Origin of the sequence: Streptomyces sp. NPDC052721, from assembly GCF_040678315.1 — a bacterium.
In the GTDB taxonomy this organism is placed as follows: domain Bacteria; phylum Actinomycetota; class Actinomycetes; order Streptomycetales; family Streptomycetaceae; genus Streptomyces.
This window is the reverse complement of the sequence record NZ_JBFATL010000021.1, coordinates 99,279-116,747: the sequence shown is the minus strand read 5'-3', so window position 1 is coordinate 116,747 and position 17,469 is coordinate 99,279. Positions and strand designations below refer to the sequence as shown.

Sequence of the window (17,469 nt, the reverse complement as noted above, 5' to 3'; positions counted from 1 at the left end):
TCTCCTAGAGGGTCTAGGCTATAGCCTAGGATGCCAAGGGAGGTGGGCGGATGGCCCGGGTGGGAGTGACCGTCGAGCGGCTGGTGGCGGCAGCGGCGGAGCTGGCGGACGAGGCCGGCTTCGACCACGTCACCCTCTCGGCGCTGGCCCGCCGCTTCGGCGTGAAGGACGCGAGCCTGTACTCGCACGTCCGCAATCTCCAGGACCTGCGCACCCGGCTCGCCCTGTACGCGGGCGGCGAGCTGATCGACCGGATCGCGGCGGCGGTGGCCGGCCGGTCGGGCAGGGAGGCGCTGCGGGCCTTCGCCGGGGCCTACCGGGACTACGCCCTTGAGCACCCGGGCCGGTACGCGGCCACGCAGATCCGCATGGACCAAACCCTCGTCGCGGACTCCCCCGCGCTGCGCCGCACCGCACAGATCACCTACGGCATGCTGCGCGCGTACGGCCTGGAGGAACCGGACCTGACGGACGCGGTACGCCTGCTGCGCAGCACCTTCCACGGCTACTGCCTCCTGGAGGGCGCGGGCGGCTTCGGCGCGGACCGGGACGTACAGGCCTCCTGGGACAAGGCCGTCGACGCCCTGCACCTCACCCTCGCACACTGGCCCCGGGAGCAGCGCAACGATGACTGACACACCGCACCACGACGTCACGGGCCGAGGTCCCGTGCTGCTGCTCGTGCCGGGCGGGGCCGGCCATCCGATGGGCCTCGGGCCGCTGACCGAGCGGCTGGCCGCGCGCTTCACCGTGGTGACGTACGACCCGCTGGGCCTCGCGCACGGCCGGCTCGGGCACCCGGTCGCCGAGCAGCGGGTCGCGGACTGGAGCGAGGGCGCGCGGCGGGTACTGGACGAGGTGCTGCCGGAGGGCGCCACGGCGTCGGTGTTCGGCACCAGCTCCGGTGGCATCGCGGTGCTGGACCTGCTGGCGCGGTACCCCGGGCGACTGGCGCACGTGGTCGCGCACGAACCGCCGTGCGTGACCGTCCTGCCGGACGGGGCGGCGCGCCGGGCCGAGCTGATCGAGCAGCTGGACGGGCCCGGACGACCGCCCGCCGAGGGCGGGTCGGCGACCCCGATGGGCGTCTTCCTGGCTCATGTCCTGCGCCCGTTCACCGCGTACGCGCCCGCCCTGACCCCGCCCCAGGGCCGGCTCACCCTCGCCGCCGGTGCCGCGTCACGCGGTCAACTCCTTTACCGCACGGCCGAGTTCCTAGCCGCGCGCACAGGCTGTGCCTTCACCGAGTTCCCGGGCGGGCATCTGGGCACGCTGGATCACCCCGTGGAGTTCGCCGACTCGCTCACCGAGACGCTGCGTTCCAGCGCGCGGACGTCGGCGTAGGACGGGGTCGTACCGGCCGGGGCGCGCCCGGCCGCGATGTCGGTCATCGCGTCCAGGGCCGCGCCCAGCGCCCGCCGGTACAGCAGCGAGCCGAGGCTGACGCGGCGCACGCCGAGTCCGGCGAGGTGGTCGAGCGTGGGACCGGTGGGCGAGGAGAGGACGTTGAGGGGGACGGCGGTGTGCCGGACGAGGGCCGCGATGCGCTCCGGGTCGGTGACGCCGGGTACGAACACCCCGTCGGCGCCCGCTTCCTGGTAGGCGTCGAGCCGGCGCAGGGTGTCCCTCTCGTCGCCGTCGCCCGACCAGCAGGTGTCGGTACGGGCGTTGACGAACAGACCCGGTACGGCCGCCTTGACCGCGGCGATCTTCGCCGCGTGCCGGCCGGCCGGGCCCAGGCCGTCCTCCAGGTTGATGCCGACGGCCCCGGCGGCCCACAGCTCGCGGGCCAGCTCGGCGACCTCGTCCGGGTCGTCGCTGAAGCCGTCCTCGGCGTCGACCGAGAGGAGGTACGGCCCCGAGCCGAGGATCAGGGCGAGACGGACGGTGTGCTCGCGGGTCGCGCCCTCGCCGTCGGGCAGCCCGACGGCCGCCGCGACCGCCAGGCTCGTCGTGCCGACCGCCGGGAACCCCCGGGCGGAGAGGGCCGCGGCCGAGGCGTGGTCCCAGGCGTTGGGCAGCAGCAGCGGCTCGCCCGGACGGTGGTGGAGACGGGCGAAGGAGGGGGCGGAGTCAGGCTCTGCGGTCATACGGCCATGCTGGACCCCGGTTGTTTCGGCGCCCGCCGAAACGTACGACACCCCTCCCCGCCGCCTCACCGAGGGGTCACCGAGGGGTCACCGAGGCGTCACCGACCAGGACGAGCCGGCGGACACCCCGTCCACCGCCGTGAACAGGAAGGCGGCGGCCGGCCCCTCGGACCAGCTCACCCGCACCTCGTAACCGTGCTGCTCCCCGTCCGTCTCCCGCACCGCCACGGACACCAGCTCCGGCAGCGGCAGTGGGTCCGGGTCCCCGGTGAGCCGGGCGAGCGCCACGAAGAGCGTGGCCCCGCCGTCCCCGGTGACCCCGGTCAGCTCCGCCGACAGGCCGGTGACCGGGGCGAGTTCGGCGCGTACGCCCTTCCCGCCCGGCCAGCCCGTCACCCGTACCGGCGTCCCGGGTGCCGCGCCCGCCACCAGATGGGCCCGCACCTCCACGGCGCCCCGTACCGCCACCATGCTGGTGACGGTGATCCCGGCGCGCACGGTGTGCCGGGAGGCGATCCACCCCTCACCGGTGCCGAGCGGCTCGATCCGCGTACGGCTCGGATCGCCGCCGACGATCACGCTGTTGTCGTACGACGGTACGGGCGCGGTGCCGGTCGAGTAGGCGAGCCGGGTGTAGTAGGGGTCGTAGCGGACGTCCTCGCTGCCGTGGTTGTGCAGCCGGACCAGGCCGTCCGAACGGGTCGTCTGGAGCAGCCAGTTGGGGGCGGGCACGGGGTGTGCCCCGTCGGCGCGGTCGGCAGGGCCAGGCTCCTCCCGTGCCGTCCACACCTCGTGCCCGGGTGGCAGCAGCAGGCCGAGGAAGCCCTTGCTCGCCCAGTACGGTGAGGCGGGGCCCGAGTAGGTCTGCGCGACGGACGCGTCGGCGCCGAGCCAGCCGAGCGGCAGCAGTCCCCGCTCGTCGACCGCGCCGCCGTCGAGGAAGTACCGCAGCGCTCCAGAGGCCAGCCGCCGTGTCTCGCCCGGGGGCAGCGGGGTGTGTCCGGTCAGGGCGCCGAGCCAGAGCGGGGCCGTCGTCGCGAAGCGGTAGGTCAGGGAGCGGCCCTGGTGCAGGGGGGCGCCGTCGCCGCCGAACAGGCGGGCGTAGTCGGCGAGGTGGCGGGACAGCCGCCGGCCGTAGCGGGCGAGCAGTTCGCCGTCGTCCGCCAGCCACGCGTGGAGGACCGTGTACAGGTGCAGGGCCCAGCCGTTGTAGTAGTCGAACTTCCGCCCGTCGCCGTCCGTGTACCAGCCGTCGCCGGCGTACCAGCCCTCGACCCGTTCCAGCCCGCGGTCGATCGCCTTGCGCGCCGCCGCCTCCTGGTGGCCGGTCTCGGCGAGGAAGCCGCCGACGGTGACCGGGAACAACTCCCAGTTGCACGGCCAGGGGTCGGCGGTGAGCGCGTCCGTCAGCCAGGCGGCGGTCCGCTCGCGGACGGCGTCGTCCAGGCGGTCCCACAGCAGGGGCCGGGTGAGCCGCAGGGCGAGCGCGATCGAGGCCGCCTCGACCAGCGGCTGGCTGCGGTCCGTGATCCGTGGCCAGACCCCGCAGGGACCGGCCGCGAGACCTTCCGCGTAGCGGCCGAGCGCGGTCTCGTCGCGGCGGAACGCGGCCAGCAGCAGTGTGCGCGCGTACCCTTCGAGGCCGTCGGAGAGGTGGCCGGCGTGGCTCACATGGTCGCCGGGCAGGTGGTAGAGCGCTCGGTCGGGGGTGGCGTACGGCTCGACGGCGGCGAGCAGGCTGTCGGCGGCGGCCTCCCAGTGGGCACGGGTGTAGCCGGTGTACGGGCTGGACACGCGGTCGTCGGCGGGCAGTTCGATCACGGCGGTGACTGTCCTTCCTGGCGGGACCCGGGGCGCCCCGGTTCCGGTCGGGGCGCCCCGGGGCTTCATCCCACCCTCACCGTGCCCGGGGGCACCAGACGCAGGTCGTGGTTCTCGTCGGCGGCCGAGACCAGGTAGGCGGTGCCGTCGGTGTCGACGTACGTGGTCAGGTCGCGGGACATGTACTGGCCGAGCGGACGGAAGCTGCCCCGGTAGGTGCAGGTCCCGTCGACGGTGTCAAAGACGGCGACGGCTGCGCGCGCCTCGCTGTAGTCGGTGCCGTTCTCCTTGTGCATCCACAGGACGAACGTGCCGGTGGCCGCGTTGTAGATGACCTTGGGGCGTTCTATGTAGGCGGTGGCCAGTTCCGCCGCGGAGGACTGGGTGAGGACGCGGGCGCGGAACTCCCAGTTCTTGAGGTCGGTGGAGCGGTAGGCGTCCACGGAGCGGAAGGTGTTGTCGCTGCCCCGGTCCTCGCCGAACCAGAGTCACGAGGGGGTCAATGGGTCCGGCAGAGAAAGCGAGACCGGATGGAAAGCCCTTTCCCCGGTCGTTCGACTAGCGTCGTGACCATGACCAGCGACACCTCCCCCAGCCTCGCCGACGCCCTCGCCGCCGGGACGGTCGTGCTCGACGGCGGCATGTCCAACCAGCTGGAGTCGGCCGGGCACGACCTGAGCGACGAGCTGTGGTCGGCACGGCTGCTCGCCGAGCGGCCCGAAGCGGTCACCGAGGCCCACCTCGCCTACTTCCTCGCGGGCGCGAGCGTGGCGATCACCTCCAGCTACCAGGCCACCTTCGACGGCTTCGCCAGGCGTGGCATCGGCCGCGAGGAAGCCGCGCGACTGCTCGCCCTCAGCGTGGAACTGGCCCGTACGGCGGCCCGGCGGGCGGCCGACGCGGGCATCGAACGCCCGCTGTGGGTGGCGGCCTCCGTCGGCCCCTACGGGGCGATGCTCGCGGACGGCTCCGAATACCGGGGCCGCTACGGGCTGAGCGTCGACGAGCTGGAGCGGTTCCACCGGCCCCGGATGGAGGCGCTGGCCGCCGCCGCGCCGGACGTGCTGGCGCTGGAGACCGTCCCGGACGCCGACGAGGCCGCCGCGCTGCTGCGGGCGGTGCGTGGGCTGGGGGTGCCGGCCTGGCTGTCGTACACCGTCGAGGGGCTGCGGACGCGGGCCGGGCAGCCCCTGGAGGAGGCGTTCGGCCTCGCCGCCGATGCCGACGAGGTGATGGCGGTCGGCGTCAACTGCTGCGCGCCGGAGGATGTGCGGGGCGCCGTGGAGATCGCGGCGCGTGTCACCGGCAAGCCGGTCGTGGTCTACCCCAACAGCGGGGAGGCCTGGGACGCGCGGGTACGGGCCTGGCGCGGGCGCACCACGTTCGGCGCCGAGCAGGTCGACGCGTGGCGGGAGGCGGGAGCACGGCTGATCGGAGGGTGCTGCCGGGTCGGGCCGGAGGCGATCACGGGGATCGCCGGAGCGCTCGCCGCGTAGGGCGAGCGAGCCGGCCGCTTCCACGTCCGGGGGCGGAGCCGTCTCGTGGGAGGCTCCGCGCCAGCCGCGAAACGGGGCCGGTCGGGGCGGCACCTCCCGGCCTCCGCGTCCGGGCGCGGCCGTCTCGTGAGTACGGCGACGAGGGCGGCGCCCATGCCCTGGTGGCCCATGTGCTCACCCGGGCCACCGGCGGGTGCTGTTCCTCGGCGGCGGGCCGGACCGCACCACGGTCCAGGGCCGCATGCGCGGTCGCCTGGGCGCCCATCGGGCCCGCGGCCTCGAACGCGACCCGGAGCTGCCGCTGCACGGCGGCTTCACCCGCGACTCCGGGTACCGGCTGATGCGGCGGGCGCGCTGACCGCGCCGCACGAGGCCGGTCTGGAGGTGCCGGGGGACGTGTCGCCGGCCGGGTACGGCGACATCCCCTTCGTACGCGACCGGCGTCCCGCCCTGACCATCGTGGACGTGCCCTGCGAGGAGCCGGCCCGGCCGGCAGCGAGTCGGCGCATCTGCCGCTGGGCACGCAGGGGGTGGTGCGGGGCTCGGTGGCGGCGGCCGGCGACTCACGCGGCCCGGCCGGGTGCCGCACCGCCCCTCCGCCGACCGAGCGGGACGCTCAGAAGATCCTCGCCCCGATCCGCCCGAGAATGGTGAAGGCGTGCGTGCCGTAGACGGCGAAGACCGCGATGGCGGCGAGGGCGAAAAGGGCGAGGGGAGCGGCCCAGGTGAGACGGATCTTCATGCGAGCTGCCTTCCTTTCACGGGTTCCGGTTGGGTGGTGCTTCCGACGGTCAGGACGGTGTCACAGCGGTCGCGGACCGCGTCGTTGTGGGTGGCGATGACGACGGCGCAGCCGTCCTCGCTCATCGTGCGCAGGATGTCGACGACCAGGGTGGTGTTGTCGTGGTCGAGCGCGCCGGTGGGCTCGTCGGCCAGGACGAGAGCGGGCTGCTTGACGATGAGGCGGGCCAGGGCGACGCGCTGCTGTTCGCCACCGCTGAGCCGGTGCACCTGCTCCTTCTCCCGGCCGGCCAGCCCGACGCGCTCGAGCGCGTCGGCGACGGTCGGAGCGTTCGTCCTCTTCCGCCGTGGCTTCATGGCGACTTCGAGGTTGGCCGCGACGCTCGCGTTCTCGATCAGGGCGTAGTTCTGGAAGAGGTAGCCGAGGACGTCGCGCCGGTAGTGCCGGGCGGCGCGCGGGCCGAATGCCGTGATGTCCCGGCCCTCGTGGCGGATCGCGCCGGAGCTAGGGGTGTCGAGAAGGCCGAGGCAGTTCAGCAGCGTCGACTTGCCGGAGCCGCTCGGCCCGACCAGCGCCAGCAGCTGGCCTCGCCGAACAGTGAAATCGAGGCCGGACCACAGGGTACGCGGGCCGTAGGACTTGCGCAGGTTCTCGATCTCGATCACGAGGTGGCTCCGATGGGACGGTGGGGGGTCACGACTCTGCCGCCCCTTCCTTGACGATCCGACGGTGGAAGAAGGCCAGGGCCGCGAGCACCGCGGCGATCTCGACGGCGACGAGTCCGGCGTTGGCGCCGAGGTCGAGGCCGGTGATGTGGACGGGTTCTGCGGGCGGTTTGAGACCGGTTCTCCGGTACTCCTCCAGCTCCTGGTTCTGCCACCACACCTGGAAGGGCACCCATACGGCGAGGAGGACGGCCAGCAGCCCTTCGACGCCCAGGAGCGCACGGTGCGTGGCCGTGAACCGCCAGCCGCTGATGTACCGGGCGAAGATGGTCTGCGCGTTCTTCCGGGAGTGGACGATGCAGACCCCGACTCCGGTGATGAGCAGCACCACGACCGCCACGGCCAGGTTGAACAACTGGAGCCGGAAGTCGGCGACGAGATCACGGAGCTTGAGGGCCGCGTTCTGTCCGACCGGGCTCATCCCGGTGACGTAGGTCTCCAGATGGTGCTCGGCGATCCCGTCCGTCACGTCGTCCGGGTTCTTGAAGACGAGACTCTGCTGGGAGGCGTAGGCGACGTAGCCCCGGTTGCTCAGCGAGGGCGAGCCGTCGGGGAAGACGATGACCACCGGGTCGGTGACGAAGGACTCGTCCGCGTCGGGGTTGGTCATGGCCTGGAGCCGGCCCCGGGGGTTGTAGGTGAACAGTCGCTGGCCGTCCCGGGCCTGGACAGCCGTCACCCGCCCGGCCGGAACCGCCTCCGGGCGGCTCGGGTTCAGCAGTTCCGGGACCGAGGCGGCGAGACGGCCGGTGTACCGGTCCAGGTCCGCGGGGACCAGCAGCCTCACCCGGGTCCCGTCGGCCGTGGTCGCGGGGATACGCCGCCCCGCGGCGTCGAGCACGGGCTGTGCCGCGAGATAGGACTCGTTGACGATCAGCAGATCGCGGTCCGGAAGGCCGGCCAGGCCGCCCAGATGCCGGAGCCTGCGGTGTCCGGCGACGATGATCTGCCCGTCCCCGTCGGCCTCGCGGAGCCAGCCGCCCACCTTCGCGTCCAGGACTTCGAAGGCGCCCTCGCTCGCCGTGCTGCCGTTGAGGGCGATCGCGGTCGTGTCGCCGATCTTCCGGTACGTCTCGATGCTGGTTTCCCGGCTGGCGATGTTCTGTCCGGCCATGACGACGTCGCCGGCGATGCTCACCGCGAGCAGGAGCGCGGGGATCCGTACCAGATAGGTGCTCATCGCGGCGGTCCGGGCGGGGAGTTCGCCCTTCAGCGCTCGCAACAGCCCGGTCTGGGAGGTCAGCTGGAGCGTGATCGCGTGCACGGCGAGGGAGACGAGAGCGAGGACGGCGGCGACACCGAGGGCGACGAGGGTGAAGACGCCGATCCAGGCCAGTCCGTTGTAGAGGCCGAGCAGCACCAGAACCAGGGCGGTCACCCCGCCGAAGGCCGCCGCCCAGAAGGTGGCCAGCTGCCGCAGGTCCCGCAGCAGTATCTGCCCGAACGACCTGCCCTGGAGGCGCTGCACTCCGTATCCCTTGGCGCTGAGCATGACGCCGGCGCCCGTCATCGTCACGACGGCGAGGGTGACGACGAAGAAGGAGCGGAGCAGGGCGCTGTCGGAGTAGGCCGGGGTCAGCTGCCCGAGCGAGTAGGGGCGGTAGGGCGCCGCCTCGAAGCCGAGGCCGGTGAACGTCCGGACCAGTTCGTCGACGTCCCGGTCCGAGCCGAACACGTAGTAGTAGCCACGCGGGTCGCGGTTGCCCAGCTCGGCGACGGGGTGCACATCGGTGCGGTAGTCGCGGTCGAAGGCGGGGTAACCGTCGCGCAGCCAGTCGGAATGGGGTCCTCCGGGGGCCAGGTAGAGATGCCGACGGCTGTACGGCTCTTTGAGGTCGGGGGTCTCGCGCGCGACCGTCGCCTTGTGCGACCGGGCGAACTCGGCCATGACACGGGTGACGTGCGCCCCGCTGGTCTCTCCCTTGGTGTCCGTCACCCAGACGACGGCCGTGTGCCCCATGACCCAGCGTCCGTCGAGGTCTCGGAGGAACAGAAAGGAGAGCACTGCGGAGAACGCCAGTACGGCGGCGTGAACGAACTTGATACTTCGGTGCAGCATCGACGACCCAGATAGGGGAGCGCAGCTCCGGGAGGGCAGAACAGGGGGAGTGGGCCGCCCGCGGGGAGACACGGCGTTCTCTCCGCGGGCGGAGGCGCTCACCTCGCCACGGGCGGCAGGGGCTCACCGGCCCCGATGGGTCAGCAGCTGGTCTTGTAGTACGTCTTGTTGCCGTACAGCGCAGCGTCGGCCTGGGTGATGCTCCAGTTGCCCGCGCTCGCCTCGTCGGTGTCGATGTACTCGCCGACGGAGGTCGAGCCGTGGCACCGGCTGGACAGGTAGTAGTCCGACCACACGTACGAGGTGCCGGCGCCGTGGTCCCAGACGCCACCCTCCGCCGGGTAGGTGATGGTCGCCAGTGCCGGCGTGGCACCGGCGATGACGAGGGCACCGGCGGCTATCGCGACCTTCAGGCTGCGCTTGGTCTTCACAGGGATCTTCCTTCTCTCCATGACATGATCTCGCCTTTGGCTCGATTTCGGCCTTGTTCAGCTTGATCTTGATCTTGATCGGGCAGGACTCTCCCAAGGGTGTAAAGGTCTGTCAAGTTTTCGGTCATACACCGGACTTGGAGCCCAAAAGGTGCTCACACCCTTCACAAGGGCCACACAGCTGACAGATCGTGAGGGGGGGACCGCGGGTCGCCGACAGCCGGCCCTCACTGGAGCAACCGCTGCGGCACCCACGGTTCCCGGAAGCCTTCAGCGGCGCCGGGCCGCCACCGAGCGCCGCAGACGCCGCACCGCCGCCGCCAGCTCGGCCCCCGGAGCCCGGACCCCGGACACGGGTCCGGGCTCCGGGACGGTGCGGGCAGTCGGCCAGAGGCCGATCTCCGCATCCCGTGGACCGTATGCGGTGTACGGTTCCTCCTCGCCGAAGATCCGCACCGGACGGGTCGCGTCCCAGGCCGCCCAGCCGGGGTCCCCGGTCGTCACGAACCGCACCCAGGCGGCGTGCATCGCGTCGGCCAGCTCCTGCGGGGCGCCCTCACCGGCCAGCTTCCGCGACTCGGGCACGTCCCCGCTGTCGAAGACGAACCCCAGCTCCAGGGCGTGGCAGGCACCGAGGCCGGGCAGCCGGGAGGGCCACGCGAACTCGTACAGGTGACTGGTGCCGGGGCGGGCGTCGGCGAGCCGGTGCAGCGGCACCCGCAGCAGGTGGTCGGTGACCATCTGGCCGACGATCTCGGCGGTCCCGGCGTCCGGGTGCAGCGCGCGGTAGCCGCGCGCCACCTCGTGCCCGGCGTGGCAGCGGGCCATCGCCCCGGCCAGGGCGACCGCGCCGAGCCGGTCGACGTGCTCCAGCAGTCCGCCGGGCACCAGCCACAGCCGGTACTCGTCCCGGGTCCAGCCCATGAGCAGGTCGACGTCCCGGGCGGCGTCGCCTTCGGTCAGCGCCTTCAGCGGGTCGCGGGGCACGAGGTCGCCGTCCACGACGATGCCGAACGCGGGTCCGCCCAGCACCGGGCTGCTGAGCCGGCCGACCTCGGCCTGCGTGCGCAGCAGCAGTTCGCGGTCGACCGCGGCGAACGCCTCGGCGGTGGCGGGGATCTTCAGCCGGGTGGCCATCCGGCGCACCATGCGCCGTACCTTGTCGCGGTCGGAGGCCTCGGGCGCGCCGCTCTGCAGGACCGCCCGGCGGATCAGGCCGCGCGTCCGGGGCGCGGCGAGGAGGACGCCGGCGCTGATGGCGCCGGCCGACTGGCCGCACAGGGTGATCCGGCCGGGGTCGCCGCCGAAGGCCTCGATCGTCTCGTGCACCCAGCGCAGCGCGGCGAGCTGGTCGCGCAGGCCGGGGTTCGGGGGCGCGTCGGGGAACAGACCGTAGCCCTCCACCCCGAGGCGGTAGTTGACCGAGACGCAGACGACCCCGTCGCGGGCGAAGGTGCTGCCGTCGTACACCGGCACCGCGGAGGAGCCCCTGGTCAGCGCGCCGCCGTGCAGCCAGACCAGGACGGGGAGCCGGGCGCCGGGCCCCGGCTCGGGGGTCCAGACGTTCAGGTTGAGGCAGTCGTCGCCGGGGATCACGGGGTCGGACAGGTAGTGGGCGAACGCCTCGGAGTACGGCGGTTTCGGCGCGGTCGGCCCGAACGCGCCGGCGTCCCGGACCCCGTCCCAGGGCTCGGGCGGCCGGGGCGGGCGGAAGCGCAGGGGGCCGAAGGGCGGGGCGGCGTACGGGATGCCCCGGAAGACCGCGACCCCCCGCTCGTACCGGCCGCGTACGGCCCCGTCGGGCGTTTTGACCACGGGGCCCGTCCGGTCTGCCGTCATCGCCCACCAGCCCTTCGCCGCACGCGCGTGCCGTGTTCAACCAGAGCACCACATCCCCCGGACCTATTCCGGTGCACGGGTCCCGGACGTGGGCTGTTCGGCGTACGGCGGAGTTTCGAAAACCGGCGGCTGGTTCGGGCGCCGGAGGTGACCCCGCCTCGGTGGAGATCGTTTGCCGTGCATGAAGCACCCCACGCGTATCGCCGCGTCCCTCTCCGTGGCCGCGGTCGCCCTGGTCATCGCCTACGGCACTGCCCATGCCGCCTGCCGCACCCTCGCTCCGGGACAGCAGCGCGCCACCGTGGCCTCGCCCGTCGGCGAGCACGGCCCGAAGGAGGACGTCGAGCTCGACGAGAACGGCCGCCCCGACTTCGCGGAGGACTGAGTCCGACGGCCGGACGTCAGGAGCCGGCGACACGGTGACGGCCGGGCACCTCCCGCGGGGGGTGCCCGGCCGTCGTGTTGTCCGGTGGTCGCTCAGGCCTCCTCGCCCCGGCCGGCCCCGACGAGGGCCTCGACCACGTCCACGGCGCTGCCGTCGTGGTCGCTGCCGGCGGTGCCGCTGCCGGTCTGGAGGTTGGCCGCGCGGTCGACTTCGAGCCAGGAGTCGGCGTGGGAGTTGTCGATCACGGTGATCAGGCTCCCGGACGCGACGGCGGGTACGGCACCGGCCCCGAGGAGCACGGCGGCCACCGCCGTCGCCCTGCCGAGCCGCGGTACGGCACCGCTCACACGCCCACGCCCTCGGGGGCGAGCCGCTCGCGGGCGATGTTGCGCTCCAGCAAGCTGGTGGAGGCCTTCACGCCGACGCCGCTCGCGGGGTCCACCTCGGGCAGCCGGCCGTCGGCCGCCTTCAGGCCGGCGAGCGCGGAGTCCATCGCCTCGTGCGCGGCGAACAGGCAGGGAGTGCTGTAGACGGCGACGTCCACGCCGAGGTCGGACAGTTCACCGAGGGACAGCCGGGGCGACTTGCCGCCCGCGATCTGGTTGAACAACAGCGGCTTGTCCCCGACCACCTCACGGATCCGCTTGATCCACTCGACGCTGCGCACTCCGTCGACCAGCACCACGTCGGCGTCGGTGGCCGCCAGCTGTTCGGCGCGGTGCAGGATCTCCTGCTCGTCGGTGGCGTCCGTGCGGGCGACGACGACCAGGTCCCTGCGGGTTTCCAGGACCTTGTGCAGCTTCTCCAGGTATTCCTCGAGCGGCAGTACCTGCTTGCCGTCGGCGTGGCCGCAGCGGCGGGGCCGCTTCTGGTCCTCCAGGATCACCCCGGAGGCACCGATGCGCTCCAGCCCCTCGACGACGTGACAGGCGACCTCGGGGTCGACGTACCCGTCGTCGATGTCGACCAGCAGATGGTGGTGGGGGAACGCCCCGCGCAGCCGCTGGACGAAGGCCACCATGTCGGGCCAGGCGATGAATCCGATGTCCGGCAGTCCGTAGTACGAGGCCGCGAAGCCGAAGCCCGATACGAACATCCCGTCGTAGTGCTTGGCCGCGATCGACGCCGAGTACATGTCGTACACGCCGATCAGCGGTGTGGTTCCGGGGCCGGCGATGCGCTCGCGCAGCTTATTACCGTAGGTCAAGGTCCGGCTCCTCCTGTGGGTGGGTGGCGCGGGGCGGAAGGGGGCCGCCGCGCCTCGACGCCCTTTGCCAGGACAAGAGCATCTCTAGACAGTTACGTGACCTTCCCCCTACGCCGGCTTTACTCACTCCAACGGCGCAACCGGTTCACCGCAGAAACGTCACTGGGCAGCCGTTGCCGCCCAGGTGAGACCCCCGTTCAGATGGGCCAGGAAGACCGGGTCGCGGTAGGCGTCGGCGGCGTGACCGAGGGCCGTGTAGAACACGCGTCCGCCGCCGGGACCCTGCTCGCGGCACCAGGCCAGCGGATGGTCCGCGCCCATCGCGCCGCCGTCGTACGACGTCTCGTCGGCGCGCAGCAGCACGCGTGCCCCGCCGCTCGGGGCGTGGTCGAAGTCGTACCACTCGTCGGTGAACTCCCAGACGGACGGCAGCTGCCGCGTCGCGGGATGGGCGGGGTCCGCGACGAGGACCCGGCCCGGCTGGTGAGCGGGGTGCCGGGTGAAGCGGGCGCCGAGGAGTTCGCCGTAGTACGGCCACCCGTACTCGGTGCAGGCCGCCGCGTGCACCCCGGCGAAGCCGCCGCCCGACCGGACGTACCGCTCCAGCCGCTCGCGCCCGGCCGGCGTCAGCACGTCCCCGCTGGTGGAGAGGAACGCCACGGCCGCGAACCCGTCCAGCGGCCGTTCGAGGTCCGCGGGGTCCTCGGTGTGCTCGACGGCGAACCGGCCCAGCGCCCGGACGGCGGCGACGGCGTCCGGGATGGAGTCGTGGCGGTAGTCGGTGGTACGGGTGTAGAGGAGGAGACGAGGAGGCATGCCACGGGACTCTAGGCGCAGGCGCGACGGCCCGGCAGGGCGCTCCACCCTGGTCCGGCGCCGTCGGGTCACGGGACGTGCCGCTCAACCACCTTGGCCCACGCTGTTGTCGGGCGCTCCGTCGCCGTACGACGGCAGGTCCCCGCGCCGCACCGGTGCCGTCGCCGTGGGGGCCGGCGGCAGGAGCGCGGCGAGTTCCGCCGGTGCGGGGCGGTGGACGGCGTCCGCGGCGCCGCGGAGCACGTCGGCCGCGACCTTCTCGCCGCTGATCCGCACCACCTGGCCCTTCGCCGGTGCCAGGCAGGTGTAGCCCTCCGGGCAGTCGGCGGCGCTGCCCCGCTCGGCGTAGAGGTGGAGCACGGCGCCGTTCTCCGCCCAGTACGCGGCGGAGAAGCCGTCGTCCCCGTTCACGCCGACGGACTGCTGCGCGAGCGTGAAGCCCGGTACGTCGGTGACGTAGACGAGTTCGGGCGCGATGCCCAACGCCCGCAGGCGGGCGTTCAGTTCGGCGCGCCGCACGCTCGGGGACGCCGGGTCCCGGGAATCGCCGGACGCCGGCTCCCGGGCATCGCCGGTGTCCGCCTTCTCGGTGCCGCACGCCGTGAGCAGTGCGGGGAGGAGCAGGATCAGCGGCAGGGCGCGTGCGATACGGACCATGTGCCCATGGTGCCGCACGGGCGTTCCCGAGGGCGGTGCCGATCCCGTAACCTCCTGCGCGATGAACGCGATTCCGCCACTGCTGGACCATCTCGTCCTCGCCACACCCGACCTGGACGCGACGGTCACCGAGTTCACGCGGCGGACCGGGGTCACTCCGGCGCCCGGCGGGGTGCACCTCGGACTGGGTACGCGCAACCACCTGGTGGGGCTGGGCGGCCGGAGCTATCCGGAGATCCTCGGGCCCGATCGGGAGCAGCCCGAGCAGGCCGGGCCCCGGCCGTTCGGCGTCGACCGGCTGACCCAGCCGACCGTGCTGACCTGGGCGATCAGCCCGCCCGACCTGGACGCGGCGATCACCGGGGCGCGGGCGCGGGGCCACGACCCGGGCCCGGTACGGCCGATGAGCCGCCGCACCCCGGACGGCACCCTGCTGCGGTGGCGGCTGACCGACGCCGGACCCGGGGAGACGGAGAGCCTGCTGCCGTTCCTCATCGACTGGGGCGACTCCCCGCATCCGGCCGACTCGGGACTTCCGGTCACCCCGCTGCTGGCGGTGTCGGCCTCGGCGCCCGACCCGGAGCGGGTGCGCGGCGCCCTGGCGGCCCTGGGCACCTCGCTGACGCTCACCCCGGGGCCGTTCGCGCTCTCCTTCACCGTGGACACCCCGCACGGACCGGTCGCCTTCGGCTGAGTCCCCCCCCCCCCCCCGCCGGTCCGCCCTCGACGTAGAGGTTCCAGACGTGGCGCGTTCTCTCCCAGACAGGGAGCAGCACCCACGCGCGGGGGCGGCCCCTGCGGTCCACGGCGATCATCGTGGCATGGGTGATGTCTCGCACGCAGTCGAAGAAGGTGTCCTGCACGTCGCAGAACGCGCTGACCTCGGCGAGGGGCATGGAGTGCTTTCTCCTGCTCGCCGAAGAGCTGCACTTCGGGCGCACGGCCGACCGTATGAGGCTGTCCCGGGCCTGGGACGAGCCGACCGGCTACGGCCTGGTGTGGCGGGCCGGACACACCACCGGCGCGGTACAGGCCTTCGCCAGAGCCGCCCGCGAGGTCGCGAAGGCCATGGCGCAGCAGGGCTCCCCGGGTGGCGGCACCGGGGGCCGCGGCTAAGGCACGCGGTCACCCGCACCCGGCTCCGCCGAACCACACCCTCATATTTGAACACGTTCAACTGTGTGCCTAGTATCGGGCCCCTCGCTGTCGCGCGAAGGAGGGGGCATGCGCAACGAGGAGACGTCCGCCGCGAGAGGGCTCCGGCACGGGCTCGGGCAACTCGTGCGGTTCGGGGTGGTCCAGGCCCGCGCCTGCGCCTTCGCCGTGGCGCTGCTGGCCGGGATCGGCGCCTCCCGGCTGCTGCCCCCGCTGCCGGTGGCGCGCTACGACCTGGTCCTCGTCTACGGCGTGCTGCTCACCCTCGTCGCCCGCCGGGTGGGCTGGGAGACCCGGCGGGACACCGTCGTGATCGCCGTCTGCCATGTGCTGGGGCTGCTGTTCGAGCTGGTCAAGGTGCGCCTGGGATCGTGGAGTTACCCCGAGGGCGCTCTCACCAAGGTCGCCGGGGTGCCGCTGTACGGCGGCTTCATGTACGCGGCGGTCGCCAGTTACGTGTGCCGGGCCCGGCGGCTCATGCGACTGCGGTACACCCGCTACCGCGCGACCGCCACGACCCTGGTGGCCACCGCCGTCTACCTCAACTTCTTCACCCACCACTGGATACCGGACCTGCGCTGGCCGCTCGCGGTGGCGATGACCGCCGCGACCGCCGGAACCTGGGTGGGCTTCAGCGTGGGCGCCCACCGCTACCGCATGCCGCTCGCCGTCTCCTTCGTGCTGATCGGCTTCTTCCTGTGGGTCGCCGAGAACGCCGCGACCTACGCGGGCGCCTGGAGCTACCCGCAGCAGCTCGGCGGCTGGCAACCGGTGCCGCTGACCAAGTTCGGCGCCTGGTCCCTGCTGATCAGCGTGACGTTCGTGCTCGTCGAACACCTCGGCAGGGCCGGCCGGGGACGCCGCGCGGGCCGCCCGGAGCCGAGCACGCGACCGTGCCCGCCGCCGGTGTCCGATTCCTTCAAGACCGGCTGACCGGCGGCTGCCTACGGTGGCCGCATGACCGTACGATTCGCCGTGATCGGCCTGATCGCCTCCGACCTGGCCGCCTCCCTCGCCTTCTACCGCCGCCTCGGGCTGGTCTTCCCCGACGGAGCCGAGGACCAGCCCCACGTCGAGGCCGAACTGCCCGGCGGGCTGGTGCTCGCCCTGGACACCGAGGAGACCATCCGCTCCTTTCACCCCGGCTGGCAGCCGCCCGCCGGCGCAGGGCGGGTCGCGCTCGCCTTCCGCTGCGACTCCCCCGCCGAGGTCGACGCCCGCTACGAGGACCTGGTGGCCGCCGGTCACCACGGGGAACTCAAGCCGTGGGACGCCTTCTGGGGACAGCGGTACGCCACCGTGCACGACCCCGACGGCAACGCGGTCGATCTGTTCGCCCCGCTACCCGCGCCCGGCGAGTAGTTCCCCGAGCGGCATCCCCGCCAGCTCCCGCACCTCCCGCGCCAGATGGGGCTGGTCCGCATAGCCCGCGCGGACCGCCGTCTCCGCGTACGGCATCCCGCAGCGGGCCAGGGCCAACGCCCGCTGGAGGCGCAGGATGCGGGCCAGGGTCTTGGGGCCGTACCCGAAGGCGGTCAGGCAGCGGCGGTGCAACCGGCGTTCGCCGAGGCCCAGTCCGGCGGCCGTCGCGGCCACCGTGCGGCCCTCGTCCAGGCACTCCACCACCCGGCGCAGCAGCGGGTCCGGGGCTCCCGTCTCGGCCGCCCGGTCGAGGGCGATGTCCTCCAGTGCGCTTGCCGGGTCGGGCGCCGCCGCGACCCGGTCGCACAGTCGGCGGACTCTCGCCGCGGGCCAGAGGTCCGCCAACTCCACGCGCTGATCGCGCAGTTCATACGCCGGAACGCCGAGCAGCGCGGGCGCGGTGCCGGGGAAGAAACGGACGCCCGCCCAGGAACGCGCCGGGCCCTCGGGGAGGTAGGGGCGAGTGTCGGGACCGGCTACCAGCAGCCGCCCCTCGCTCCACAGCAGATCCATGCACCCGTCGGGCAACACGGGCCGGGCACCGGCACAGACCGGGGAGTTCCTCCACACGACCGCACCGGCCAACCGGGACACCCGCTCCACGTACACGACAGCCAGCGTACG

Annotated in this window: 21 protein-coding genes and 1 pseudogene; 9 read left to right on the top strand and 13 right to left on the bottom strand. The window is 73.1% G+C overall.

Going from position 1 to position 17,469, the window contains the following annotated elements:
* The first annotated feature begins 50 nt into the window (after positions 1 to 50).
* Together AB0L21_RS21270 and AB0L21_RS21265 are read left to right on the top strand one after the other, a co-directional pair.
* A complete protein-coding gene (locus tag AB0L21_RS21270) occupies positions 51 to 635 on the top strand; it encodes a TetR-like C-terminal domain-containing protein (protein WP_365785646.1) in 585 nt (194 codons plus the stop codon).
* On the top strand, positions 628 to 1,344 hold the full coding sequence (locus tag AB0L21_RS21265) for an alpha/beta hydrolase (protein ID WP_365704069.1): 717 nt from the start codon (positions 628 to 630) through the stop codon (positions 1,342 to 1,344). Before AB0L21_RS21270 ends, AB0L21_RS21265 begins: the two co-directional genes overlap by 8 nt.
* On the opposite strand, the gene AB0L21_RS21260 is transcribed toward AB0L21_RS21265, so the two are convergent.
* The 3 genes and pseudogenes from AB0L21_RS21260 to AB0L21_RS21250 form a co-directional block, all read right to left on the bottom strand.
* On the bottom strand, positions 1,278 to 2,090 hold the full coding sequence (locus tag AB0L21_RS21260; RefSeq protein WP_365785644.1) for an isocitrate lyase/phosphoenolpyruvate mutase family protein: 813 nt from the start codon (positions 2,088 to 2,090) through the stop codon (positions 1,278 to 1,280). The genes AB0L21_RS21265 and AB0L21_RS21260 overlap by 67 nt on opposite strands.
* 87 nt (positions 2,091 to 2,177) lie before the next feature.
* A complete protein-coding gene (locus tag AB0L21_RS21255; protein WP_365785674.1) occupies positions 2,178 to 3,908 on the bottom strand; it encodes a DUF2264 domain-containing protein in 1,731 nt (576 codons plus the stop codon).
* Positions 3,909 to 4,006: 98 nt separating this feature from the next.
* Positions 4,007 to 4,396, bottom strand: a pseudogene (locus tag AB0L21_RS21250) (beta-xylosidase); the annotation flags it as partial.
* Between the two features lie 87 nt (positions 4,397 to 4,483).
* On the opposite strand from AB0L21_RS21250, the gene mmuM reads away from it, so the two are divergent.
* Positions 4,484 to 5,407, top strand: a complete 924-nt coding sequence (mmuM, locus tag AB0L21_RS21245; protein WP_365785642.1) for a homocysteine S-methyltransferase — start codon at positions 4,484 to 4,486, stop codon at positions 5,405 to 5,407.
* Positions 5,408 to 5,791: 384 nt separating this feature from the next.
* Positions 5,792 to 6,061 (top strand): hypothetical protein, encoded by a 270-nt coding sequence (locus AB0L21_RS21240; RefSeq protein ID WP_365785640.1) that lies wholly within the window; start codon positions 5,792 to 5,794, stop codon positions 6,059 to 6,061.
* Here the strand turns inward: AB0L21_RS21240 and AB0L21_RS21235 are convergent.
* The 5 genes from AB0L21_RS21235 to AB0L21_RS21215 all read right to left on the bottom strand — a co-directional run bounded on the left by AB0L21_RS21235 (position 6,024) and on the right by AB0L21_RS21215 (position 11,203).
* Positions 6,024 to 6,149 carry a hypothetical protein gene (locus AB0L21_RS21235; protein WP_365704075.1) on the bottom strand — a complete coding sequence of 42 codons (126 nt, stop codon included), beginning with the start codon at positions 6,147 to 6,149 and terminating at the stop codon, positions 6,024 to 6,026. The genes AB0L21_RS21240 and AB0L21_RS21235 overlap by 38 nt on opposite strands.
* Entirely contained in the window at positions 6,146 to 6,814 is a 669-nt protein-coding gene (locus tag AB0L21_RS21230) for an ATP-binding cassette domain-containing protein (protein WP_365785638.1), read from the bottom strand. The genes AB0L21_RS21235 and AB0L21_RS21230 overlap by 4 nt, the downstream gene beginning before the upstream one ends.
* Before the next feature lie 28 nt (positions 6,815 to 6,842).
* Positions 6,843 to 8,933: a hypothetical protein gene (locus tag AB0L21_RS21225; protein WP_365785636.1), complete on the bottom strand. Its 2,091-nt coding sequence runs from the start codon at positions 8,931 to 8,933 to the stop codon at positions 6,843 to 6,845.
* Positions 8,934 to 9,073: 140 nt separating this feature from the next.
* On the bottom strand, positions 9,074 to 9,364 hold the full coding sequence (locus AB0L21_RS21220; protein WP_365704081.1) for a lactococcin 972 family bacteriocin: 291 nt from the start codon (positions 9,362 to 9,364) through the stop codon (positions 9,074 to 9,076).
* A 270-nt stretch (positions 9,365 to 9,634) separates the two neighbouring features.
* Positions 9,635 to 11,203, bottom strand: coding sequence for a carboxylesterase family protein (locus tag AB0L21_RS21215; protein ID WP_365785634.1), 1,569 nt, complete (start codon positions 11,201 to 11,203; stop codon positions 9,635 to 9,637).
* Positions 11,204 to 11,384: 181 nt separating this feature from the next.
* Here AB0L21_RS21215 and AB0L21_RS21210 point away from each other — a divergent pair, with 181 nt between their 5' ends.
* Entirely contained in the window at positions 11,385 to 11,588 is a 204-nt protein-coding gene (locus tag AB0L21_RS21210) for a hypothetical protein (protein WP_365785632.1), read from the top strand.
* Between the two features lie 92 nt (positions 11,589 to 11,680).
* On the opposite strand, the gene AB0L21_RS21205 is transcribed toward AB0L21_RS21210, so the two are convergent.
* The 4 genes from AB0L21_RS21205 to AB0L21_RS21190 all read right to left on the bottom strand — a co-directional run bounded on the left by AB0L21_RS21205 (position 11,681) and on the right by AB0L21_RS21190 (position 14,268).
* Positions 11,681 to 11,935: a hypothetical protein gene (locus AB0L21_RS21205; RefSeq protein ID WP_365785630.1), complete on the bottom strand. Its 255-nt coding sequence runs from the start codon at positions 11,933 to 11,935 to the stop codon at positions 11,681 to 11,683.
* Entirely contained in the window at positions 11,932 to 12,795 is an 864-nt protein-coding gene (locus AB0L21_RS21200) for an isocitrate lyase/PEP mutase family protein (protein ID WP_365785628.1), read from the bottom strand. The genes AB0L21_RS21205 and AB0L21_RS21200 overlap by 4 nt, the downstream gene beginning before the upstream one ends.
* A gap of 159 nt (positions 12,796 to 12,954) precedes the next feature.
* Positions 12,955 to 13,611, bottom strand: coding sequence for a ThuA domain-containing protein (locus AB0L21_RS21195; RefSeq protein WP_365704090.1), 657 nt, complete (start codon positions 13,609 to 13,611; stop codon positions 12,955 to 12,957).
* 84 nt (positions 13,612 to 13,695) lie between these two features.
* Positions 13,696 to 14,268 carry a membrane lipoprotein gene (locus AB0L21_RS21190; protein WP_365785626.1) on the bottom strand — a complete coding sequence of 191 codons (573 nt, stop codon included), beginning with the start codon at positions 14,266 to 14,268 and terminating at the stop codon, positions 13,696 to 13,698.
* A 61-nt stretch (positions 14,269 to 14,329) separates the two neighbouring features.
* On the opposite strand from AB0L21_RS21190, the gene AB0L21_RS21185 reads away from it, so the two are divergent.
* The 4 genes from AB0L21_RS21185 (at position 14,330) to AB0L21_RS21170 (ending at position 16,785) form a co-directional block, all read left to right on the top strand.
* Entirely contained in the window at positions 14,330 to 14,962 is a 633-nt protein-coding gene (locus tag AB0L21_RS21185; protein ID WP_365785624.1) for a VOC family protein, read from the top strand.
* Between the two features lie 134 nt (positions 14,963 to 15,096).
* Positions 15,097 to 15,384: a hypothetical protein gene (locus tag AB0L21_RS21180; protein WP_365785622.1), complete on the top strand. Its 288-nt coding sequence runs from the start codon at positions 15,097 to 15,099 to the stop codon at positions 15,382 to 15,384.
* Positions 15,385 to 15,492: 108 nt separating this feature from the next.
* Positions 15,493 to 16,356 (top strand): DUF817 domain-containing protein, encoded by an 864-nt coding sequence (locus tag AB0L21_RS21175; protein WP_365785621.1) that lies wholly within the window; start codon positions 15,493 to 15,495, stop codon positions 16,354 to 16,356.
* 24 nt (positions 16,357 to 16,380) lie between these two features.
* A complete protein-coding gene (locus tag AB0L21_RS21170) occupies positions 16,381 to 16,785 on the top strand; it encodes a VOC family protein (RefSeq protein ID WP_365704101.1) in 405 nt (134 codons plus the stop codon).
* Here the strand turns inward: AB0L21_RS21170 and AB0L21_RS21165 are convergent.
* On the bottom strand, positions 16,765 to 17,454 hold the full coding sequence (locus tag AB0L21_RS21165) for a helix-turn-helix domain-containing protein (RefSeq protein WP_365785619.1): 690 nt from the start codon (positions 17,452 to 17,454) through the stop codon (positions 16,765 to 16,767). The genes AB0L21_RS21170 and AB0L21_RS21165 overlap by 21 nt on opposite strands.
* Between the last annotated feature and the right edge of the window lie 15 nt (positions 17,455 to 17,469).